This is a genomic window from Arthrobacter sp. Leaf234 (assembly GCF_001422665.1).
Taxonomy (GTDB): Bacteria; Actinomycetota; Actinomycetes; order Actinomycetales; family Micrococcaceae; genus Arthrobacter_D.
Map to the genome: position 1 here is coordinate 526327 of NZ_LMLU01000001.1, position 21462 is coordinate 547788.

The 21462-nt window shown below is 70.1% G+C and carries 19 protein-coding genes; 14 read left to right on the forward strand and 5 right to left on the reverse strand.

Features of this window, described 5'->3' with window-relative positions; all coding sequences use genetic code 11:
• Nucleotides 1-54: 54 nt before the first annotated feature.
• Genes gcvP through ASF21_RS02420 form a run of 4 tightly spaced genes read left to right on the forward strand, consistent with a single transcriptional unit; the run spans nucleotide 55 to nucleotide 6290 of the window.
• Nucleotides 55-2931, forward strand: a complete 2877-nt coding sequence (gene gcvP, locus ASF21_RS02405; protein WP_055766281.1) for an aminomethyl-transferring glycine dehydrogenase — start codon at nucleotides 55-57, stop codon at nucleotides 2929-2931.
• 14 nt (nucleotides 2932-2945) lie between these two features.
• Nucleotides 2946-4079, forward strand: a complete 1134-nt coding sequence (gcvT, locus tag ASF21_RS02410) for a glycine cleavage system aminomethyltransferase GcvT (RefSeq protein ID WP_055766283.1) — start codon at nucleotides 2946-2948, stop codon at nucleotides 4077-4079.
• Nucleotides 4076-5449 carry an L-serine ammonia-lyase gene (locus tag ASF21_RS02415; RefSeq protein ID WP_055766286.1) on the forward strand — a complete coding sequence of 458 codons (1374 nt, stop codon included), beginning with the start codon at nucleotides 4076-4078 and terminating at the stop codon, nucleotides 5447-5449. The genes gcvT and ASF21_RS02415 overlap by 4 nt, the downstream gene beginning before the upstream one ends.
• A gap of 16 nt (nucleotides 5450-5465) precedes the next feature.
• Nucleotides 5466-6290: a methylenetetrahydrofolate reductase gene (locus ASF21_RS02420; RefSeq protein WP_055766289.1), complete on the forward strand. Its 825-nt coding sequence runs from the start codon at nucleotides 5466-5468 to the stop codon at nucleotides 6288-6290.
• Between the two features lie 193 nt (nucleotides 6291-6483).
• On the opposite strand, the gene ASF21_RS02425 is transcribed toward ASF21_RS02420, so the two are convergent.
• Nucleotides 6484-7347 (reverse strand): helix-turn-helix domain-containing protein, encoded by an 864-nt coding sequence (locus ASF21_RS02425; RefSeq protein WP_055766292.1) that lies wholly within the window; start codon nucleotides 7345-7347, stop codon nucleotides 6484-6486.
• Nucleotides 7348-7449: 102 nt separating this feature from the next.
• Between ASF21_RS02425 and ASF21_RS02430 the strand changes: the two genes are divergently transcribed.
• A complete protein-coding gene (locus tag ASF21_RS02430; RefSeq protein ID WP_055766295.1) occupies nucleotides 7450-8130 on the forward strand; it encodes an SDR family NAD(P)-dependent oxidoreductase in 681 nt (226 codons plus the stop codon).
• Between the two features lie 73 nt (nucleotides 8131-8203).
• Here the strand turns inward: ASF21_RS02430 and ASF21_RS02435 are convergent, their stop codons facing one another.
• Nucleotides 8204-8671, reverse strand: a complete 468-nt coding sequence (locus tag ASF21_RS02435) for a VOC family protein (RefSeq protein WP_055766297.1) — start codon at nucleotides 8669-8671, stop codon at nucleotides 8204-8206.
• Between the two features lie 102 nt (nucleotides 8672-8773).
• On the opposite strand from ASF21_RS02435, the gene ASF21_RS02440 reads away from it, so the two are divergent.
• Entirely contained in the window at nucleotides 8774-9751 is a 978-nt protein-coding gene (locus tag ASF21_RS02440) for a helix-turn-helix transcriptional regulator (protein WP_055766300.1), read from the forward strand.
• Nucleotides 9752-9944: 193 nt separating this feature from the next.
• Here the strand turns inward: ASF21_RS02440 and ASF21_RS02445 are convergent, their stop codons facing one another.
• The 3 genes from ASF21_RS02445 to ASF21_RS02455 all read right to left on the reverse strand — a co-directional run bounded on the left by ASF21_RS02445 (nucleotide 9945) and on the right by ASF21_RS02455 (nucleotide 12263).
• Complete coding sequence (locus ASF21_RS02445) at nucleotides 9945-10682, reverse strand: GAF and ANTAR domain-containing protein (RefSeq protein ID WP_055766302.1); 738 nt, start codon at nucleotides 10680-10682, stop codon at nucleotides 9945-9947.
• Between the two features lie 185 nt (nucleotides 10683-10867).
• Nucleotides 10868-11311 carry a MarR family winged helix-turn-helix transcriptional regulator gene (locus tag ASF21_RS02450; protein ID WP_055766305.1) on the reverse strand — a complete coding sequence of 148 codons (444 nt, stop codon included), beginning with the start codon at nucleotides 11309-11311 and terminating at the stop codon, nucleotides 10868-10870.
• A 118-nt stretch (nucleotides 11312-11429) separates the two neighbouring features.
• Nucleotides 11430-12263, reverse strand: coding sequence for an alpha/beta fold hydrolase (locus ASF21_RS02455; RefSeq protein WP_055766308.1), 834 nt, complete (start codon nucleotides 12261-12263; stop codon nucleotides 11430-11432).
• Between the two features lie 110 nt (nucleotides 12264-12373).
• Here ASF21_RS02455 and ASF21_RS02460 point away from each other — a divergent pair, with 110 nt between their 5' ends.
• The 8 genes from ASF21_RS02460 to ASF21_RS02495 all read left to right on the forward strand — a co-directional run bounded on the left by ASF21_RS02460 (nucleotide 12374) and on the right by ASF21_RS02495 (nucleotide 21457).
• Nucleotides 12374-13123, forward strand: a complete 750-nt coding sequence (locus tag ASF21_RS02460; protein ID WP_055766311.1) for a response regulator transcription factor — start codon at nucleotides 12374-12376, stop codon at nucleotides 13121-13123.
• A gap of 59 nt (nucleotides 13124-13182) precedes the next feature.
• Entirely contained in the window at nucleotides 13183-14865 is a 1683-nt protein-coding gene (locus ASF21_RS02465) for an ABC-F family ATP-binding cassette domain-containing protein (RefSeq protein WP_055766314.1), read from the forward strand.
• Between the two features lie 224 nt (nucleotides 14866-15089).
• Nucleotides 15090-16262: a hypothetical protein gene (locus ASF21_RS16680; RefSeq protein ID WP_055766317.1), complete on the forward strand. Its 1173-nt coding sequence runs from the start codon at nucleotides 15090-15092 to the stop codon at nucleotides 16260-16262.
• A 98-nt stretch (nucleotides 16263-16360) separates the two neighbouring features.
• Nucleotides 16361-17566: an MFS transporter gene (locus ASF21_RS02475; protein WP_055768980.1), complete on the forward strand. Its 1206-nt coding sequence runs from the start codon at nucleotides 16361-16363 to the stop codon at nucleotides 17564-17566.
• A 32-nt stretch (nucleotides 17567-17598) separates the two neighbouring features.
• On the forward strand, nucleotides 17599-18594 hold the full coding sequence (locus ASF21_RS02480) for an ATP-binding cassette domain-containing protein (protein ID WP_055766320.1): 996 nt from the start codon (nucleotides 17599-17601) through the stop codon (nucleotides 18592-18594).
• 86 nt (nucleotides 18595-18680) lie between these two features.
• Nucleotides 18681-19466 (forward strand): ABC transporter permease, encoded by a 786-nt coding sequence (locus ASF21_RS02485; RefSeq protein ID WP_055768982.1) that lies wholly within the window; start codon nucleotides 18681-18683, stop codon nucleotides 19464-19466.
• Nucleotides 19467-19613: 147 nt separating this feature from the next.
• Nucleotides 19614-20579 carry an ABC transporter ATP-binding protein gene (locus ASF21_RS02490; protein WP_055766323.1) on the forward strand — a complete coding sequence of 322 codons (966 nt, stop codon included), beginning with the start codon at nucleotides 19614-19616 and terminating at the stop codon, nucleotides 20577-20579.
• 2 nt (nucleotides 20580-20581) lie between these two features.
• On the forward strand, nucleotides 20582-21457 hold the full coding sequence (locus ASF21_RS02495) for an ABC transporter permease subunit (RefSeq protein ID WP_055766327.1): 876 nt from the start codon (nucleotides 20582-20584) through the stop codon (nucleotides 21455-21457).
• The last annotated feature ends 5 nt before the right edge of the window (nucleotides 21458-21462 follow it).

Below are 21462 nucleotides of genomic sequence, written 5' to 3' on the forward strand. Positions count from 1 at the left end.
GGAGGAACCCGACCAGGCCTGCGCCCGCGCACCTCCCCGACGTACGGAGTTCCCATGAACGCCTCGCTGAACCCGACACCCGCCGCCCAGCCCGCAGCGACCTTCGCCGACCGCCACATCGGCCCCCGGTCCGCCGACGCCGGACAGATGCTGGAGGTCCTCGGCTACCCGAGCCTGGAGAAGCTGGTCGACATGGCCGTTCCCGCCAGCATCCGGCTGGACCGGGCGCTGAACCTGCCCGCGGCCCTCAGCGAGACCGAGGTCCTGGCACAGCTCCGCCGCATCGCCGGCCGGAACCGGACCGCCGTCCAGATGATCGGCCAGGGGTACTACGACACCGTCACCCCGCCCGTCATCCGCCGGAACGTCCTGGAATCGCCCGCCTGGTACACCGCCTACACGCCCTACCAGCCGGAGATCTCCCAGGGCCGCCTCGAGGCGCTGCTGAACTTCCAGACCATGGTGCAGGACCTCACGGCCCTCGACATCGCCAACGCCTCCCTGCTGGACGAGGCCTCCGCCGTGGCCGAGGCCGTCCTCCTCATGCGCCGCTCCGGCAAGAACAAGGGCCGCACGGTCGTCGACGCCGACGTCCTCCCGCAGACCGTCGCGGTGGTCCGCGGCCGCGCCGAGGCCCTCGGCTTCGACGTCGAGGTCACCGACCTCTCGGCGGGACTGCCCGACGGCGACATCAACGGCGTCGTCCTCCAGCAACCCGGTGCCTCGGGAGCGCTACGGGACCACGCCGGCGTCATCGCCGCCGCGAAGGAGCGCGGGGCCCTCGTGACGGTCGCCGCGGACCTCCTGTCCCTCACGCTCATCACCGCCCCGGGCGAGCAGGGCGCGGACATCGCCGTCGGCTCCGCCCAGCGCTTCGGTGTCCCGCTCTTCTTCGGCGGGCCGCACGCCGCGTACATGGCCGTCCGCAAGGGCCTCGAGCGCATGCTGCCCGGCCGCCTCGTCGGTGTCTCGAAGGACGCCGACGGCGCCCCCGCCTACCGCCTGGCCCTCCAGACCCGCGAGCAGCACATCCGCCGCGAGAAGGCCACGAGCAACATCTGCACCGCGCAGGCCCTCCTCGCCATCGTCGCGTCCATGTACGCGGTCTACCACGGCCCCGAGGGCCTGACGGCGATCGCACGCACCACCCACCAGCGGACCGTCGAGCTCGCTGCGGCCCTCGAGGGGTCGGCCGCCGCCGTCGTGCACGGCGCCTTCTTCGACACCCTGCTCGTGCGCGTACCCGGGAAGGCAGCCGAGTACGCCGACGCCGCCGAGGCCGCCGGCTACAACCTCCGCCGCATCGATGCCGACCACCTCGGCATCTCCTGCGACGAGACGACGACGCCGGAGCACGTCGCGGCCGTCGCCGCAGTCTTCGGCGCCACCGTCGACGCCGCTGCGGACCGGGGGGAACGCATCCCGTCGGAGCTGCACCGGACGTCCTCCTTCATGACGCACCCTGTCTTCTCGCGGCACCGCTCGGAGACCGCGATGCTGCGCTACCTGCGGAAGCTCTCCGACAAGGACCTCGCCCTGGACCGCACCATGATCCCGCTGGGCTCGTGCACCATGAAGCTCAACGCGACGGTGGAGATGGAGTCCATCTCCTGGCCCGAGTTCGCGTCCATCCACCCCTACGCGCCCGAGAGCCAGACCGAGGGCTGGCGTGAGCTCATCACGGACCTCGAGGAGCGCCTCGCCGAGATCACCGGCTACGACCGCGTGTCCCTGCAGCCCAACGCAGGATCGCAGGGCGAACTCGCCGGTCTCCTCGCGATCCGCGGCTACCATCGCTCGCGCGGCGACGACAACCGCACCATCTGCCTCATCCCGTCCTCCGCGCACGGAACCAACGCGGCATCCGCGGTCCTCGCCGGGATGAAGGTGGTCGTCGTGGGCACGGCGGCCAACGGCAACATCGACCACGACGACCTGCTCGCGAAGATCGAGCAGCACGCCGGGAACCTCTCGGCCATCATGATCACCTACCCCTCCACGCACGGCGTGTTCGAGGAGGACGTGCGCTGGGTGTGCGAGAAGGTGCACGAGGCCGGTGGCCAGGTGTACATCGACGGCGCCAACCTGAACGCCCTGGTCGGACTCGCGCAGCCCGGCGAGTTCGGCGGCGACGTCTCCCACCTGAACCTGCACAAGACCTTCTGCATCCCCCACGGCGGCGGTGGGCCCGGCGTCGGCCCCGTGGCCGTGGCCGCGCACCTTGCGCCGTTCCTGCCCGGGGACGCGAACCGCGACGTCACGACGGACGACGCCCCCGGCAGCGAGGGCGGCACCCCCGTCTCCGGCTCGATGTACGGCTCGGCCGGCGTCCTGCCCATCTCCTGGGCCTACGTGGCCCTGATGGGCTCCGAGGGCCTGACGAGCGCGACGGCGCATGCGCTCCTCGCCGCCAACTACGTGGCCGCCCGCCTGACCGAGCACTTCCCCGTGCTGTACACGGGCGTGCAGGGCCTCGTGGCGCACGAGTGCATCCTGGACCTCCGCCCGCTGACCGCGACGACCGGCGTGACGGCCGAGGACGTGGCCAAGCGCCTCATCGACTACGGGTTCCACGCCCCCACGCTGTCCTTCCCCGTGGCGGGCACCCTCATGGTGGAGCCGACCGAGTCCGAGGACCTCGCGGAGCTGGACCGCTTCGTGGACGCCATGATCGCGATCAAGGGCGAGATCGACCGCGTGGCCTCCGGCGAGTTCAGCATCGAGGAGAGCCCGCTGCGGCAGGCGCCCCACACCGCCCAGCTGCTCATCGGTGACGGCTGGACGCAGGCCTACCCCCGCGAGCTCGCCGCATACCCGCTCCGGGCGCTGCGCCACGACAAGTACTTCCCTCCCGTGCGCAGGATCGACGGCGCCCACGGCGACCGCAACCTGGTCTGCTCCTGCCCGCCCATCGAAGCCTTCGAAGACTAGGAACCCGAACCTCCATGAGCGAGCAGAGCAAGCACACCGCCCTCTACACCCAGCACGAGGCCCACGGGGCGTCCTTCACCGACTTCGGCGGATGGCAGATGCCCCTGAAGTACCGCAGCGAACTCGAGGAGCACCACACCGTCCGGAAGGCCGCCGGTCTCTTCGACCTGTCCCACATGGGGGAGGTCCTCGTCACCGGGCCGCAGGCCGCGGAGTTCCTCAATTACGCGCTGGTCAGCAACCTGGCGGTGATGGCGGTCGGCAAGGCGAAGTACTCGCTCATCTGCACCGCGGAGGGTGGCGTGATCGACGATCTGATCACCTACCGGCTCGCCGAGGACTCCTTCCTCGTGGTGCCCAACGCCTCCAACGCACCCGTGGTCGCCGAGGCCCTGCGGATCCGTGCGAACAGCTTCGACGTTGCCGTGGAGGACCAGTCGGAGGCGACCTCGCTCATCGCGGTCCAGGGACCGACGGCCGAGGCGGTGCTGCTCGATCTCGCCCGTCCCGAGGACGGTGCCCTGATCCGCGAGCTGAAGTACTACGCGTCGGTCGAGCTGGAACTCGCCGGGCTGCCCGTCCTGCTGGCGCGCACCGGCTACACGGGCGAGGACGGTTTCGAGATCTTCATCGGCAGCAACGTCGCCGTGCGGCTCTGGGACGCCGCACTCCGGGTGGGTGACGCCCACGGGCTCCTGCCCTGCGGGCTCGCCGCCCGTGACTCACTGCGGCTCGAGGCGGGTATGCCCCTCTACGGGCACGAGCTCGGCCTGGACACCAACCCCTTCGAAGCGGGGCTCGGACCCGTGGTGAGCACCAAGAAGGCCGACGACTTCGTGGGCCGTGCGGTGCTGGAGCCGCTGAAGGCCGTGGAGCCGGCACGCCGCCTGGTGGGCCTCCGGGCGGTCGGCCGCCGGTCCGCGCGGGCGGGGTACGACGTCGTCGTCGACGGTGTGCCGGTCGGTACTGTCACGTCCGGCCTGCCGAGTCCCACTCTCGGCTATCCCGTCGCGCTCGCCTATGTCGACGCGGCCCACGCGGCCATCGGCACCGAGGTGCAGGTCGACCTGCGCGGACGTCCGGAACCGTTCACCGTCATCCCGACCCCGTTCTACAAGCGGGAGAAGCCGGCCGGACCAGCGCAGTGACGATCAGCGCCTTCGACCTCTTCAAGATCGGGATCGGACCCTCCAGCTCCCACACGGGCGGACCGATGACCGCCGCCTACCTCTTCACCGACCTGCTCCGCACCAGGGGGCTCCTCGCGGATGTGCACCGGGTGCAGGTGGACCTGTTCGGCTCGCTGGGCGTCACCGGCCACGGCCACGGAACCGTCAAGGCCGTGCTCCTCGGCCTCGAGGGTGACCAGCCGCACCTCGTCGACCCGACATCGGCCGACGCCCGCGTGGCCTACATCGGTGAGTGCAGGTCCCTGCATCTGGCCGGGGAGCGGCGCATCTCCTTCGATCCGGAGACCGACGTGCTACTGCACCGGCGGCAGCGGCTCGATTACCACACCAATGGCATGCGCTTCTCGGCATACAACGCGGCCGGTGATCGTATGCAGACGAGGGAATACTTTTCGGTGGGCGGCGGCTTCGTGCTCGACGAGGACCAGATCGGCTCGGAGACCGCCGTGCTGAAGCCCGTTCCCGTCTCGCATCCGTTCGATACCGCGGACCAGCTCCTCGGCGTCTGCGGTGCCACCGGGTGGTCCTTCTCCGACGTCGTCCTCGCCAACGAGCTCTTCTGGCGCTCGGAGGAGGACGTCCGCTCCGGGCTGCTGGAGATCTGGTCCGTCATGCAGGACACCATCCGTCGGGGGACCACCACGGGCGGCATCCTCCCCGGCGGTCTGAGCGTGCGGCGACGGGCTGAGCGGCAGCGCCAGCTGCTCGAGAAGGCGGACGATCCGAACGACCGCCTCGGGACGATGGAGTGGGTGACGCTGTTCGCCCTCGCCGTGAACGAGGAGAACGCCGCGGGCGGCCGTGTGGTCACCGCCCCGACCAACGGTGCGGCAGGCATCATCCCCGCCGTCCTCAAGTACTACGTGGACTTCGTGCCGGGAGCGGACGACGACGGCGTGGTCCGGTTCCTGCTCGCGGCCACGGCGATCGGCTCCCTGTTCAAGAAGAACGCGTCCATCTCCGGCGCCGAGGTCGGGTGCCAGGGCGAGGTCGGCTCTGCCTGCGCCATGGCGGCGGGTGCCCTCGCCGAAGTGCTGGGCGGCACGCCCGAGCAGGTGGAGAACGCCGCGGAGATCGGGATCGAGCACAACCTCGGGCTCACCTGCGATCCGGTGGGCGGTCTCGTGCAGATCCCGTGCATCGAGCGGAACGCCGTCGGGGCGATGAAGGCCATCACCGCTGCCCGCATGGCGGTGCGCGGCGACGGGCAGCACCACGTCTCGCTGGACGTCGCGATCAAGACCATGCGGGACACCGGCGCGGACATGATGGACAAGTACAAGGAGACCGCGCGCGGCGGCCTGGCCCTGAACGTCGTGGAATGCTGAGGACGGTCGGCACGCTGTGACGGTCCTGCCCGACCTGCCCGTCCGCGTCGAGGTGATCCCCGGGGAGAACCTGGTGGAGAAGCTCCGCGCGTACCTTCCCGCTCCCGCGACCGTCACTGTCACCTGCCTGCCCCAGCACGGTCCGCGGGCAGCAGTGGACCTGGCGGTCGGGCTCGCCGCTGCCGGGTACACGGCCGTCCCGCACCTGGCCGCGCGGTCGGTGGCGGATCGGACGGAGCTCGGCGATCACGTGGGCCGGTGCCTCGACGCCGGGATCACGGACGTGTTCGTCATCGGCGGCGACGCGCCGGTGGCCGCAGGCCCCTACGTCTGGAGCGGCGCCCTCATGGAGGAGGTCGCGGGGCTCTCGGGCGGTGCCCTGCGCATGGGGATCGCCGTCTACCCCGAAGGGCACCCGGCGACGGCGGAGGACGCCCTCCTGACCACGCTGCGGTCCAAGCAGGATCTCGCTTCCTGGTGCGTCACGCAGCTCTGCTTCGACCCGGACACGGTGCGGACCTTCCCCGCCAAGCTCCGCGCGGAAGGCATCACGCTGCCCGTGTGGGCCGGCATCCCCGGTCCCGTGCGCATGAGCCGCCTGCTGCGCCTCGCGGGATCGATCGGCGTCGGGCAGTCGCTGGGCTTCCTCAAACGCTCGGCCGGCGGCTCGAACTCCGGCTCGGTGCTGCGGCAGCTGGTCACCTCGGCCTCCTACGATCCGGCGCCGCTGGTGGAGGACCTCGACGGCGCCGGCTATGCGGGACTGCACCTCTACAGCTTCAACGACCTCGCGGAACTGGCCGACTCGGGTCTCGTGGGACCCGTCGCACCGGGTTCCTGAAGGCGACCACCCCGCCGAACAGCTCGATGCCGTCGGCACGGAGGCGACGCGCAAGAGGTGCCCCTCGGGTCCGCCCTCTGCCCGCTCCGGGTGGCGGGTCCGCCGTCGTGCGGGCTGGAGGGCGCGCGTTCGACACAGCGAGGAGACGAGGCATCAGGGACGGCGACCGTCCTGCCGGCGGATCCGGGCAGCGTCAGCCGGCGGCGGTCGCGCTCCCTGCAAACCCGGACGACAGGTCCTGGAGCCCTGTCACCCGCAGGAGGTCCAGCTTCGCCTCGTCCTCGCTGCCGGGCACCGCGGTGTAGACGACGATCCGCAGGTCCCCGCCCGGTACCGTCAGCACATCACAGTCCACGGTGATGGGTCCCACGGACGTGCGGGTCACGGTCTTGCGGCTGGCGCGGTGCTCGGCCACCCGGGCCTCCGCCCACCGCCGCTCGAACTCGGGCGACGTGGCCCGCAGCCGGGACACGAGGCGCTGCAGCCCCCGGTCCTGCGGATATCGGCCCATGGCGGCGCGCAGGTCGGCCGTGAGGTCGGCGGAGAACTCCTCCTCGTGCTGCTCGTCGAACTCGACGCCGTCGTGGCCCGTGGTGAAGTACCGCCACACCAGGTTGCGCTCCATCCCGACGAGCCGGGAGGGATCGCCGGCGAGCGCCGCCCAGAGCGGATTCCACAGGAGGATGTCGTGCGTCGCCGTGAACACCGCCATGGGCACGTCGCCCAGCCGGTCGATGATGCGGTGGACCCCGGGCGTGATGTGGTGCGGTACGACGGCGGGTGACGGTGGTGCCGCGCCGGCGGAACGGTACAGGTGGTCACGCTCGCCGGAGTCGAGGCGCAACGCGATGGCCAGCGCGTTCAGGAGCTGGGGGGACGGATGGGTGGCGCGCCCCTGCTCCAGCCGCACCACGTAATCCACGCTCACGTTCGCCAGGGCGGCGAGCTCCTCCCGCCGCAGCCCCGGGCTGCGACGGCCGGACCCCCCGGGCAGTCCGACCTCGGCCGGGGTCAGCCGGTTGCGCCACGAGCGGAGGACACTGGCGAATTCACTCATGCACCCATCCTCCCGTGCCACGGCGCGGAGAGGGTGGTACTGCCGGTCCTACCGTCGAGCGGTACCTTTGCCACCGGCCGGTGCCGGGAGAGCCTTGAGGACATGACAACCACACTGATCACCGGGGCCAACAGAAGCCTCGGACTCGAGACCGCCCGCCGCCTCGTCGAGGCCGGCCACACCGTCTACGCCGGGATGCGGGACACCGCGACCGGTGCGGCGGCCCGCGCCATCGGCGCCCATCCTGTCCAGCTCGACGTCGACGACCAGCAGAGCGTCGATGCCGCCATCGCGTCCCTGCCCCGCCTCGACGTGCTGGTGAACAATGCCGGGGTGCTCGGGACCTCCTTCGGGGTCGACGACCTCTCCGCGGAAGCCCTTCGCGCGGTGCTGGACACCAACGTGGTGGGACTCGTCCGCGTGACCCAGGCCGCCCTGCCGCTGCTCCGTGCGTCGGACGCCCCCGTCATCGTCAACGTGGCCTCGGGCGTGGGCTGGCCGCGCCTGCTCAGTACCGAGGGCACCGATGAATCCGGCGTCCTCGCCATCCCCTACGCGGCGTCGAAGGCCGCGGTGATCGCCCTGACCGTGCAGTACGCGAAGAACCTGCCCGGCTTCCGCGTCAACGTGAGCGATCCCGGCTACACGGACACCGACTTCAACCACCACAGCGGCCACCAGACCGTGACGGAGGGTACGGACGCCACGGTGATGCTCGCAAGCCTCGAGGCCTCGGGCCCGACGGGGCAGTTCCACGACCGGCGCGGGCGCATCGACTACTGACCGCAGGCAACCGCCCTTCGCGGTGGGCGGCCAGTCCGGACGGCCCGGGATGACCGCTCGCCGCGGGCGGCCCTCAGTCGGCGCGCGCCTCCCCGGCGACGTCGAGGATCCAGGTCACGCCGAAGGAATCCGTCACCATCCCGAAGCCGGGGCTCCAGGCCGACGCCGCGAGGTCCTCGACGATCGTCCCCCCGGCCGACAGCCCCTCCCAGTAGCGCCGGACCTCCTCCAGCGAGTCCCCTCGCACCGAGACGAAGAAGGGCTGCTCCGTGAGGGTCATGCCGTTCGAGCGGGTGGTCGAGCCGGCCGTCGTCGCCGAGGCCCCCGACGCCCCTGGGACGTCATAGGCCATCAGGCGGAAGCCGCCGGGTGCCTGTACCTGCCCGAACACCACGCGTCCGGCATCGGGTGCATCGGCGGGCATCCCGAGGTCACCGTAGGTGGTGATGGTGCTCTCGCCACCGAAGACCGAGAGGTAGAACTCCAGGGCCTCGCGGGCCGTGCCATGGAGATTGAGGTGGGTGGTGACGGTGATGCTCATCGAGGAACTCCCTGTGTCGAGGATGCCGGGCCTTTCCCCGTGACACCACCGTCGCAGCAGTGCAGGACGGTTTCGGTCCTGCACTCGGCCTACCATCGGAGCATGGCCACGACCAGTTCCCGCCTCCTCACCCTCCTCTCCCTGCTCCAGACCCGGCGGGACTGGCCCGGAGCGCTCCTCGCCGAACGGACCGGCGTCAGCCACCGCACGGTGCGGCGGGACGTCGACCGGCTGAGGGAGCTCGGCTACAGCATCAGGGCGACCATGGGGCCGGACGGCGGGTACAGGCTCGACGCCGGCAGCACCCTTCCGCCCCTGCTGTTCGACGACGACCAGGCCCTGGCGCTCGCCGTGGCACTCCGGAGTGCGGTGTCATCGCAGCCGGGCGTCGGCGAGGCCGCACTGCGGGCCCTCGCCACCGTCCGGCAGGTCCTGCCTGCACGCCTGCGCCCGCGGCTCGACGCCCTCGAGTTCACCGCGCTGCCGCCCAGCGGCAGGGACGTCCCCGATCCTCCGACTCCGCAGGTGCTCCTCGCACTCTCCGCCGCGGTCCGTGCGCAGCAGGTCCTCCGCTTCGACTATGCAGGTGCCGCCTCGGCGGCTCCGCAGGGGAGCGACGGCCCGCGCCGGGTCGAACCGCACCACCTCGTGACGCACGGCGGACGCTGGTATCTGGTCGCCTGGGACCTCGAGCGCGAGGACTGGCGCATCTTCAGGGCGGACCGGACCACACCGAAGCTGCCGACCGGGCCCCGATTCACACCGAGAGAGCTGCCGGACGGGGGAGTCGCCGGGTTCGTGTCCCGACGCTTCACGGGGGCGGCGGACGGTGGCGGCTGGCCGTGCGTCGGTACGGTGGTCCTCGGTCGGCCGGCCGGGGAGGTGCTGCCCTTCGCGGGAGACGGCGTCGTCGAGGACCTGGGGCCGGCATCCTGCCGCCTGCGCGCTGGTTCGTGGTCCTGGGTGGCGCTCGCAGCGTCCCTCAACCGCTTCGACACGGACGTGCGGGTGGTCGGGCCACCCGAGCTCGTCGCGGCCTTCCGGGTGCTCGCGGACCGGAACCGGGCGACGTCTGCCTGAGCCGTCCGCCGTCCCGCCACCGTCCACCATCGCTGGGCGGCCACCGTCCTGTCGGCGTCGTGTCCATCCGCTCGCTGGGCGGCCGCGTCCTGCCGGACCGGCCCTGCCGCTGTTCCGTCGGACCGTAGTGCGCGTCCTGTCCGGCCGGCCCTGTCGCTGTTCCCGTCGCTGGTCCCGTCGGGCTGGAGGGTGCCTAGTCCGAGAAGTGGGTCTCGGCGGGCGAGCTGGAGATACCGCTGACCATCCGCTCCGCGATGTCCCGCACCTTCACGTTCTGTGCGTTCGAGGCCCGCTTGAGCATGTCGTAGGCCTCGCTCTGCGTGCAGCGGTTCTGCCCCATGATGATGCCGATCGCGATGTCGATGGTGGTCCTCGACTCCATGGCGGCCTTCAGGTCCGACGACGTGTTGGCGTGCTTCGAGACCCGGAGCACCATCTGCAGCGCCTTGGCTGCCTGGGCCGCGAAACCCTCGGCGAGCTCCTGCGTCGTGCTGGTGAAGGTGCTGGGGGCCGCCGCGTAGAAGTTCAGCGCCGCTCCGCTGTCGGCACCGAGGACCAGGGGCACGCCCATCATGGAGTAGTACTCGCGGTTCGCCACCGCTTCGAAGTAGTCCGGCCACCGGCCGTCGGTGCGGACGTCGTCGACCACCACGGTGCTGCCGGAGCTGATCGCGTGCAGGCAGGGACCATCTCCGAAGCCGTACTGGATCTCGTCGAGCACCCTCGCCTCGTCGCTGCTGCACGCGACGGTGGTGGCGAGTCTCCGGTGCTGGTACGTGACCCCGCACTGCACTTCCACCGTTCCGCCGAGGATCCGCGAGGAGAGGCCTGCGAGGTCCTCGAGGAACTGGTCGACGCTCTCATTGCCGAGCATGAGGTCCTGCAATTCGGAGGCGGCTGCTGCCGCCGTCCCGTGCTGATCGTCGTTCACCGGGTCAGTTTACGATAGATCGCTAGTCTGTCTAGCTATCTCGGAGGCCTCCGCGGGCCACGTCGACGAACCCGCGGCCCGCGGTCACGTGGAAGCGGCCCTGCTCCCGCATGAGCGACGGCAGAACGGCCGCCCCGAGGGGCGGCCGTTCTCCGTTCTCTTGAGAAATCTGCGGGACCCGCGGGTCAGACGACGGCTGCTGCCGGCTTCTGCCGCTGCGGGGCGAGTTCACCAATGATGCCACGAAGGAGGCTGCGGAGCTCGAAGGATTCCAGGCCCTCCCCGACCATCAGGGTGCGTTCGATGTCCTCGGCCTTCGCCAGGGCATCGATGCCCTCAGGAGTGATGGTGATGCGCTGGCTGCGGCGATCGATGCTGTCGCGGATGCGGGAGATGAAGCCCTGCCGCTCGAGCTTCTCGATGGTCTTGCCGATCGTCTGGGCCTGCACGTGGACGGCGAGGGCGAGCTTGGCCCCCGTCATGGTGCCCTGGCGGGACAGGACGCCGAGGGTCGTGTAGCCCGCATGGGTGATCCCGATGTCGAGCAGCCTCTCGTTCCACGCGTGGTCGACGAGACGTGCTGCCGTGGTGAGCAGGCGGCTGGTTGACCACTCTTCCAGTTCAGACATGCGATGTTCCTCCAGAAGCTTTGGAACACCCGGCCGGTACTGCTGACCAGCGCCGGCCGGGTGTCGTGTCGTTGCAGGCGGTCGGTGAAGCAGGACGGGACCAACTGCAATACGTCTACTATGCGCTTCGATCTTCAAGTTTTCCCCTCGTGCCGCCCGAAGCTTCCGGCAAGATCGGCTCGGCCACTGGCAGTCGACGGCGCGCGAACGCCACGATCTCCGCGGCCACCCGGTCCGCCGCGGAGTGCTGGACCACATGCGGCTCCCCGGCGATCTCGACGCAGAAGCCGTCCTGCGCACGGTCCGCGAGTTCGTGGCACCACCGCCGTCGGGCTACCGGGTCGCGGCTCCCCCTCAGGACCAGCACGGGGCATTCCAGCCGCTCCACGGCGCGCTCCAGCGGGTATTCGAGCATCGGTCCGAGCTGGCGCACGTACCAGCGCAGGCCCGTCCTCAGGTAGTCGGCGAAGACCATCAGGTTGGCGCCCGCGCTCTCCCGAAGGGTGTCACGGCCGAGTGACGCCGCCTGCTGCAGGACGGTACGTCGGCGCCGGTCGACGACCGGCCCCATGAGGACGACGCCCCGCACGGACGTGGGTGCACGCAGGCCGGCGGCTGTGACGAACTGCACGCCCATCGAGTGCCCCACCAGGATGCAGGGCGGGATGCCGAGCAGGTCCAGCGCCTCGACGATCAGGGCCGCATGGTCCTCGATGCCGAGCCGGGTACGGGGTCGCGGGTCCCGGCCGTAGCCGGGCAGGTCGACCGCGTGCACGTCGGCGTCCGAAGCGAGTTCCGCGCGCAGGCGGTCCAGGTAGCGGTGTGTCATGCCGAGCCCGTGCACCAGGACATAGGGGGATCGGGACCGGGCCGGACCGGCGGGGCCCGGCGTCGTCCGCACGGTGATCGTGTATCCGCGGATCTGCACCGTACGGAGAAGGGTCGAGGGCATCCGAAGATTCTATGGCGGCACGGCCGCCGTCACTGCACCGCGCCTGGCAAATAGCCGGCCGGATCGCCGGTCCCGTCCTCCGCGGAGCCGATCTGTGGAATTCTTGGATCATGTCCGTTCTCCCGTCGCAGCGTAGCGCGCTCATCGTCGAGGACGATCCGGACATCCGGGAGCTGCTGGCGGTCACGCTGCGGATGAACGGTTTTACCGTCATCGAGGCCGCGTCCGGGCACGCTGGCCTGGCGGCGCTGAAGGAACACCGGCCCGATCTCATCACCCTCGACCTCAACCTGCCGGACCTCGACGGCGTCGAGGTGTGCCGCCAGTGTCGCGCCGTGAGTGATGCCTACATCGTGATGGTGACCGCGCGGCAGGACGAGATCGATCGACTGATCGGCCTCGAGACCGGCGCGGACGACTTCATCGGGAAACCCTTCAGCCCCCGGGAGCTCTCGGCGCGCGTCTCCGCGATGTTCCGACGTCCCCGGACGGGTCCGTCCGCCGTGACCGGGACGGCGCCACCGGCACAGGAACCGGACGGCAACGAGATGCTCCGCCACAACGACCTGCTGATGGACGTGGAAGGCCGCGTGGTCACGCTCGACGGCCAGGAGCTCGCCCTGACACGCATCGAGTTCGACCTCCTCGAGACCCTCATGACCGGCGCCCAGCGTGTGTGGACCAGGGAGGCGCTCCTCAACCGGGTGTGGGGGGACGGCTGGAGCCAGGACCACCACCTCGTCGAGGTGCACATCCGCAACCTGCGGAAGAAGCTCGGCGAGGACATGAGCAACCCCCGCTTCATCCGCACGGTGCGGGGCGTCGGCTACCGGATGATGCCGAGCGAACCCCAGCGCTGACGGGTCCGGTCCCGGTCCGGCCGTCCTGCCGCCCCGTCCATGGGTGGAACACTGGAAGGGTGGCTCACCTCGACATCTCCGGTATCGACTACTTCCTCTCCGACGGCAGGCAGCTGCTCAACGGCGTGGCCTTCAAGGTCGGCGACGGACACAAGACCGCCCTGATCGGCCCCAACGGCACCGGAAAGACCACCCTCCTGCGCATCGTCGCCGGCGACCTCATCCCGGACGAGGGCTCCGTGAGCCGCTCCGGGTCCATGGGCATCATGCGGCAGTTCGTCGGGCAGGTGCGCGACGACACCACGGTCCGCGACCTCCTCGTCTCGGCCGCGCCGCCTGTCCTCGCGGCGGCGGCGCAGCGGATCGACGACGCCGAGCTCGCCATGATGGAGGCCGAGGACGAACCCACGCAGATGGCGTACGCCCAGGCGATCGCCGACTGGGGGGACGCCGGCGGCTACGAGCTCGAGACGACGTGGGACGAGGTCACGATGGCGGCCCTCGGGGTGCCGTTCGATCGTGCACAGTACCGGGCGGCGTCGTCCCTCTCCGGCGGGGAGCAGAAGCGGCTCGTGCTCGAGGCCCTGTTCTCCGGCCCGGACGACCTGCTGCTCCTCGACGAGCCGGACAACTATCTCGACGTGCCCGGCAAGCGCTGGCTCGAGGCGAAGCTCCGCGACTCGAAGAAGTCGGTGCTGTTCGTCAGCCACGACCGCGAACTGCTCGCCAACGCGGCCACGCGGATTGTCACGCTGGAACCCGGGGCGCTCGGCGCGTCCTCCTGGACACACGGAGGCGGCTTCGAGACCTACCTGAAGGCACGCGAGGACCGGAACGCGCGGTTCGAGGAGCTGCGCAAGCGTTGGGACGAGGAGCACGTCAAGCTCAAGGAACTCGTCAACATGTACAAGAACAAGGCGGCGTTCCGCTCCGACATGGCCAACCGCTACCACGCAGCGCAGACCCGGCTCGCGAAGTTCCTCGAGGCCGGGCCGCCCGAGGCCATCCCGCTCGAGCAGAACGTCTCCATGCGCCTGGCCGGTGGTCGTACGGCGAAGCGCGCCGTCGTCGCGCAGAAGCTCGAACTGACGGGCCTCATGAAGCCGTTCAGCACCGAGGTCTGGTTCGGCGACCGTGTGGGCGTCCTCGGCTCCAACGGTTCCGGGAAGTCGCATTTCCTCCGCCTGCTGGCCGGTGGCGGCTCGGATCCGGACAAGGAGCACCTGCCGGTGTCCGACGTCGATATCAGGGCCGTGCCGCACGAGGGCTCGGTGAAGCTCGGGGCGCGGATCCGACCGGGTTTCTTCGCGCAGACGCACTCGCGCCCCGACCTCCTCGGCCGGACACTGGTGGACATCCTCCATCGCGGCGACGAGCACCGTTCGGGGCTCGGACGGGAGGCGGCCTCGGCCGTCCTCGACCGCTACGGACTGGCTCCGCAGGCCGAGCAGCCCTACGACTCCCTGTCCGGCGGACAGCAGGCCCGCCTGCAGATCCTGCTGCTCGAACTCTCCGGGGCCACCCTGCTGCTGCTCGACGAGCCCACCGACAACCTGGACCTGCACTCGGCCGAGGCACTGGAGCGTGCCATCGATTCCTTCGAGGGCACGGTGATGGCCGTGACGCACGACCGCTGGTTCGCGCGGAGCTTCGACCGCTTCCTCGTCTTCGGTTCCGACGGCAAGGTCTACGAGACCAAGGAGCCGGTGTGGGACGAGAGCCGGGTGGTCCGGGCCCGGTGAGGCCCCGGTTTCCACAGGCACGCCCCCTGCCATGAGCCGGCACCGGGTCATCCGGTCCCACCCGTCCACACGCTCTCCACAGGGTTATCCACATTCGGTGGATAACCCTGTGCGAATCCGCCGGACGCCGGGCTTTCCGATGGCTTTCCGGGCCCGGCGGCGCTCCCTTGTACAGTGAACGACGGCGCCGAAGGGCGTCGCAGCGGACACGGGGGCGAGCGACGATGGACACGGGGACGACGACGCCTGCACCCGACGCTTCCACCCCGGGTACCGCGGTGGAGGTACCCACCCGCGCCCGGCGCCTGCGTCCTGCCCTGATCGCGGGGGCGGCCCTCCTGCTCGTGGTCGTCGCCGCGGTGACCGGCGTCGCCCTCGTCAACCACACCGTCCTCGGGCCCGCCCGGGCCGTCGAGGCCTACCTGGATGCGCTCGTCGCGGGTGACGCCGAGAGATCCCGCACCCTGATCGGTGACGGTGACGGTGACGGTGACGGTGACGGTGACGGTGACGGTGACGGTGACGGTGACGGTGACGGTGCCTCGGCGATCCTCCTGTCCGACGCCGTCTACCGCTCGGCCGAGGACCGGCTGACGGGGTACGAGGTACAGGACGTCACGGTGCTCGGGGACACGGCGACGGTGGCGGTGGACCTGATGCAGGACGGCGCCGCGACGCGGTACGCCTTCGAGCTGACGCGCACCGGAAGGACAGCCCTCGTGCTCGACCAGTGGAGGCTCGACGGGCCGGAACCCCTCCGGGACATCCGCGTCCTGGTGGACGAGAGGCTCGGACTGCTCACCGTCAACGGCGTCGACCTGGCGCTTCCCCCCGGCGGCGCTGCTCGATACCCCGGTCTGCGGTCGGTGATGCTGCCGGCCCTGCCCGGCCGCTATGTCGTCTCGCCGCCCGCGCCCTCCGCCTATCTGTCCTACGGCAGCGAGCAGCAGGTCGTGGTTCCGGTGGATCCTCGGTTCGCGCCCGGCGGGGTGCTGCTCGAGCCGGCTCCAACACCCGCCGCGGAGGCGGAGGCGGCGGACCGGGTCGAAGCGCTCCTGAACGCCTGCATCGCGAGTTCGGACGCCGCTCCCGCAGGATGCCCCAACCGGTCCTTCCTGTTCGGCGACCCCGAGGACGTCCGGGTTCCGCGCTGGACCCTCGACCGTGCGCCGACCTACTCCCTCGAGAAGGGCTACGACCCCGGGGTGTACCGGCTGACGGGCCACGACGCGCAGGCCACGTTCTCGTACGAGCGCAACATCGAGTTCGACCGCGGGGAACCGGCACGATGGACCCGCGAGGAGGATCCGCAGCCGCTGCTGATCACCGCCACCGTGACGGTATCCGCCGATGGGCTCGACGTGGACCTCGATCCGGACGCCGGGACCGGCGGCTGACGGATCCTCCGGCCTCCGTCACGCCGCCTGTGTCCCGTTTGTTGCTCGTGATCGTCCCGCCTACGGTTGATCAGGTGAAGCCCGCCGTCCGATCCGCCATGTTCGCCACCTACGCCATCTTCGGGCTGAACGGACTCGTCTTCGCGAGCTGGGCCGCCCGTATCCCCGCAGCCTCCACCACCCTCGGCCTCGCCTCGGGCCAGATGGGTGCCCTGCTGCTCGTGGGCGCCGTCGGCTCCGTCCTGTCCCTGCCGCTCGCGGGGATCATCGCTGCACGCTTCGGTACCGCCAACACCGTCCGCATCGGGGGAACCGCCGCCGCGCTGGCCGCCGGCGCCGTCGCGCTGGGTCTGTTCATCGTGTCCGTCCCGGTGGTCGCCGTCGGCCTGTTCCTGTTCGGGTGCGGGATCGCCCTGTGGGACGTGGGGCAGAACATCGAGGGGGCCGCCGTCGAACGCCTCGTGGGCCGTACCATCATGCCGCGCTTCCACGCGGCGTTCAGCGGTGGCGCCTTCGTCGGAGCGCTCGTCGGCGCGGGCCTCTCCGCGCTCCAGGTGACACTGTCCGCCCATCTCGTGGCGGTCGCGGTCCTCAGCCTTACGGTCTCCCTGTGGACGCCTCGCTCCTTCCTGCCGGAGGAGGCACCGGACGCCTCGGCCACGGCGCCCGACGGCGGACGTCCGCGCGGTTTCGGGGCGTGGGGGGAACCCCGCACCCTGCTCATCGGCCTCGTGGTCCTCGGCGCCGCCCTCACCGAGGGCGCGGCGAACGACTGGGTCGCCAAGGCCAGCGTCGACGGCCTCGGCACGTCGGAGAGCACCGGAGCCATCATGTTCGCGGTCTTCGTCGCGGCCATGACGGCGCTGAGGTTCGTGGGCGGTCCCCTGATCGACCGTTTCGGGCGGGTGCGTGTCCTCCAGGCGAGCCTCGGCTCCTCCCTCGCCGGGCTCGCACTGTTCGTCCTCGCACCGAACGTCCCCCTCGCCGCGGCCGGCGCGATCCTGTGGGGTGCGGGCGCCGCGCTGGGGTTCCCGATGGGCATGTCCGCTGCCGCCGACGAGCCGGAGCGTGCCGCTGCGCGCGTGTCCGTCGTCTCGACGATCGGGTACACGGCCTTCCTCGCCGGACCGCCGCTCATCGGATTCCTCGGAGACGTCGTCGGGATCCGGAACGCCCTGCTGGCGGTGGGCGTGGCGGTCCTCGCATCCTTCCTCGTCGCCCCTGCGGCGCGGGAGCGCGGCACCGACGTCGGAGATCCCGAGGACGAGGATGCATTGCGGACAGCTTCTGACCAGCACCCCTAGGAACAGTGCGGGCATCGCCCTACCCTTCATGCATGGCAATCATCGAGGCAGAAGGTCTGAAGAAGACCTATTCGTCGAAGAGCGGGCCCGTCCATGCTCTCGACGGTATGAATCTCTCCGTCCCCCAGGGGACGGTCAAGGCCCTGCTGGGCCCCAATGGTGCAGGTAAGACCACCGTCGTCAAGATCCTGACCACCCTCATCCAGCCGACGGCGGGGACAGCGCACATCGACGGCATCGACGTCCTGCGCGAGCCGAAGGCCGCACGGCGCATCATCGGCGTCTCCGGCCAGTACTCCGCGGTCGACGAGAACCTCACCGGTTTCGAGAACCTCGAGATGGTGGGGCGGCTCTACCACCTCGGCGCACGTGAATCGAAGCGCAGGGCACAGGAGCTGATCGAGCAGTTCGAGCTCACCGAGGCGGGCAACCGGCCGGTCAAGGGGTTCTCCGGTGGCATGCGTCGCAGGATCGACCTGGCCGGTGCGCTCGTCATCAACCCGAAGATCCTGTTCCTGGACGAGCCCACCACCGGGCTCGATCCCCGGAGTCGCCTCTCCCTGTGGGGGATCATCAAGGACCTCGTGCGCGACGGCACCACGCTGCTGCTCACCACGCAGTACCTCGAGGAAGCGGACCAGCTCTCGGACGACATCGCCGTGATCGACGGCGGAAAGGCGATCGCGGAGGGCACGGCGGACCAGCTGAAGGCGCAGATCGGCGGCCACCGCGCCGTGGTCTCCCTGGTCCACTCCTCCGACGCCGCCTCCGCCCGTGAGATCCTCGGGCGGCACGGTGACGGCGAGCCGCTCGTCGGGGACGACGGACGGAGCATCGAGGTGGCCGTGAGCGACGGCCCGCGGGCGCTGCAGTACATCCTGTCGGACCTCGGCGAGAGCGGTATCGAACTGCACGACGCCGGCATGCGGCGGCCCAGCCTCGACGACGTCTTCCTGACGCTGACCGGTCGGCGCGCCGAGGCCTCGGACACCAAGGACGCATCGACCCAGAAGGAGGCGGCAGCATGAGTGTCCTGGCACCCGAGGGCCGGCAGCCCGAGCACCAGCAGGCTTCACCCTCCGGTTCCGGCGTGGAACCGCCCTCGGAACTCGCCATGTGGTTCTCCGACGGCTGGACGGTCACGAAGCGCAATCTCACCAAGCTCAAGCGGTCCCCGGACATGCTGGTCTTCGCGATCCTGCAGCCCATCATGTTCGTGCTGCTGTTCAGCCAGATCTACGGCGGGTCCATCGAGGTGGAGGGCAGCGACTACACGCAGTACCTCATGGCCGGCATCTTCGCGCAGACGGTGATCTTCGGCTCCACGTTCTCCGGATCGGCGATGGCGCAGGACCTCAAGGACGGCATCATCGACCGTTTCCGCACGCTGCCGATGAGCTCGTCGGCGGTGCTGATCGGCCGCACGAACAGCGACCTCGTGCTCAACGCGCTCTCGGTGATCATCATGATGGGCACGGGCCTGCTGGTCGGCTGGCGGGTGAACACCTCGCTGAGCAGTGCACTGGCCGGGATCGGGCTCCTCCTCCTGTTCTCCTATGCCTTCAGCTGGGTGATGGCGCTGCTCGGCATGTCGGTGAAATCGCCGGAGGTCATCAACAACGCGTCCTTCATGATCCTGTTCCCGCTGACCTTCATCTCGAACGCGTTCGTCCTGTCCTCCACCCTGCCCGGTCCCCTGGAAGCCTTCGCCAACTGGAATCCCGTCTCCGCGCTCGTCCAGGCGGTGCGCGAGCTGTTCGGGAACACGGGGACGGTGCCGGTGCCGGATGCGTGGCCCATGCAGAACGCCGTGGTCACGGTCATGGTCGGGATCGTCCTGATGCTCGTGATCTTCGTCCCCCTGTGCATCCGGAAGTTCGCCTCGATCAGCTCGCGCTGACACGTCGCCGTCGTCCGAAAGGGGTACGGCGCACTCCTCGGTGATCATCCCTGGGGCCGGTGATTCGTCACCGGCCCCAGGCCTACTGTTGGTTGTACCGGGCCCGCGTCTGCGGCTCCCGTGTCGTCACCAGTCGAAGGAAGAACCATGATCGAGGCACAGGCCCTGTCGAAGCGGTACGGAGCGAAGGCTGCCGTGGATTCCGTCTCCTTCACCGTGCATCCGGGAAAGGTCACGGGCTTCCTCGGCCCCAACGGTGCCGGCAAGTCCACCACCATGCGCATGATCATGGGCCTGGACAACCCCAGCGGTGGCCGGGTGACGGTGAACGGCCGGCCCTATGCCCAGCACAGGGCGCCGCTGCGCGAGGTCGGCGCCCTCCTCGACGCGAAAGCCGTCCACACCAAGCGTTCCGCGTACAACCACCTCCGGGCGATGGCGGCCACCCATGGCATCCCCGACAGCAGGGTCAGGGAGGTCATCGAGCTCACCGGGCTCGGATCCGTCGCCAAGAAGCGTGTGGGCGGGTTCTCCCTGGGCATGGGGCAGCGCCTCGGTATCGCGGCTGCGCTCCTCGGCGATCCGCACACGGTGATCCTCGACGAGCCCGTCAACGGCCTCGACCCCGAGGGCGTGCAGTGGGTCCGCCACCTGGCGAACGGCCTGGCGTCGGAGGGCCGCACGGTCTTCCTCTCCTCGCACCTGATGTCGGAGATGGCGCTGACAGCGGACCACCTGATCGTGATCGGGCGGGGCCGCATCATCGCGGACGCCCCGATCCAGTCGATCATCGACGGGCAGGGCAAGGCCCGGGTCCGTGTCCGGGTCGATCGCCCGCAGGACCTCCTCGGCAGCCTCGCCGGCGAAGGAGTGACCTCGCAGGTCCTCGAACCGGAGCTGGTCGAGATCACCGGCGTCGAGCCCCGCCGCATCGCGGAGGTCGCGCTCCGGGAACGCGTCCTCGTCTACGAACTGACGCCCCTGCAGGTGTCCCTCGAGGACGCGTACATGCAACTGACCCAGACCGAGGTCGAATACCAGTCACACGACCTGCCCCTCACGCCGGCGACGCCGGACATGCAGCAGGTCCCCGCGCACATGGAAGGCCGCTGATCATGGCAACATCGACCCCACAGGCTCCCGCCCGGCAGCGGCCGCGCCAGGAACAGCTCCCCGGCGTCACCTTCGGCCGTGTCCTCAAGTCCGAGTGGATCAAGGTCACCACGGTGCCCTCGACGGTGATCCTGATCGTGACGACGATCGTCGTCATGGTGGGCATCGCAGCACTCCTCGCCTGGCAGACGACCTTCCTGTTCGACGCCCAGAGCAACCCCGACATGGCTGCGCAGATGCAGGCGCAGGGGGCGCCGGATGCCGCGGAGATCTCCCGTGACATCCCCGGGTCGGGACTGATCTTCGGTCAGCTGCTCATGGCATCGTTGGCGGTCGTGCTGATCGCCTCCGAATGGGGGACCGGCATGATCCGGTCCACCATGGTGGCCGTGCCCAACCGCACGTCCGCCCTGCTCGCCAAGCAGCTGATCATGGCTGCGGTCTCGTTCCTGGTGGGTGCAGGTTCCGCCCTGATCGGGTACGTCGTCGCGCAGCCCATCCTGGACACCGCAGAACTCGGCTTCAGCCTCGACGCCGACGGTGCGCTGCTGCACATCATCAACACAGGGTCTGTCCTCGCGCTCGTATCGGTCTTCGCCATGTCCGTCGGCACACTGATCCGCAACACCGCGGGCGGTGTGGTCACGTCGATCGGCGTGCTGCTCGTCCTGCCCATCCTCGTCGCCATCTTCGGTGGCGGGACCGAGTGGGTGGCTGACGCGGCACGGTTCCTCCCCAGCTCGGGTGGCGAGCAGATGGTCGCCACGACCATCCAGGACGGCGATCTGAACCAGTGGCAGGGCTCCCTGGTCCTCGGCGGCTGGGCGCTCGTCCTCCTGGCGGCGTCCCTCCTGGTGACCAAGAAGCGGGACATCTAGGACGA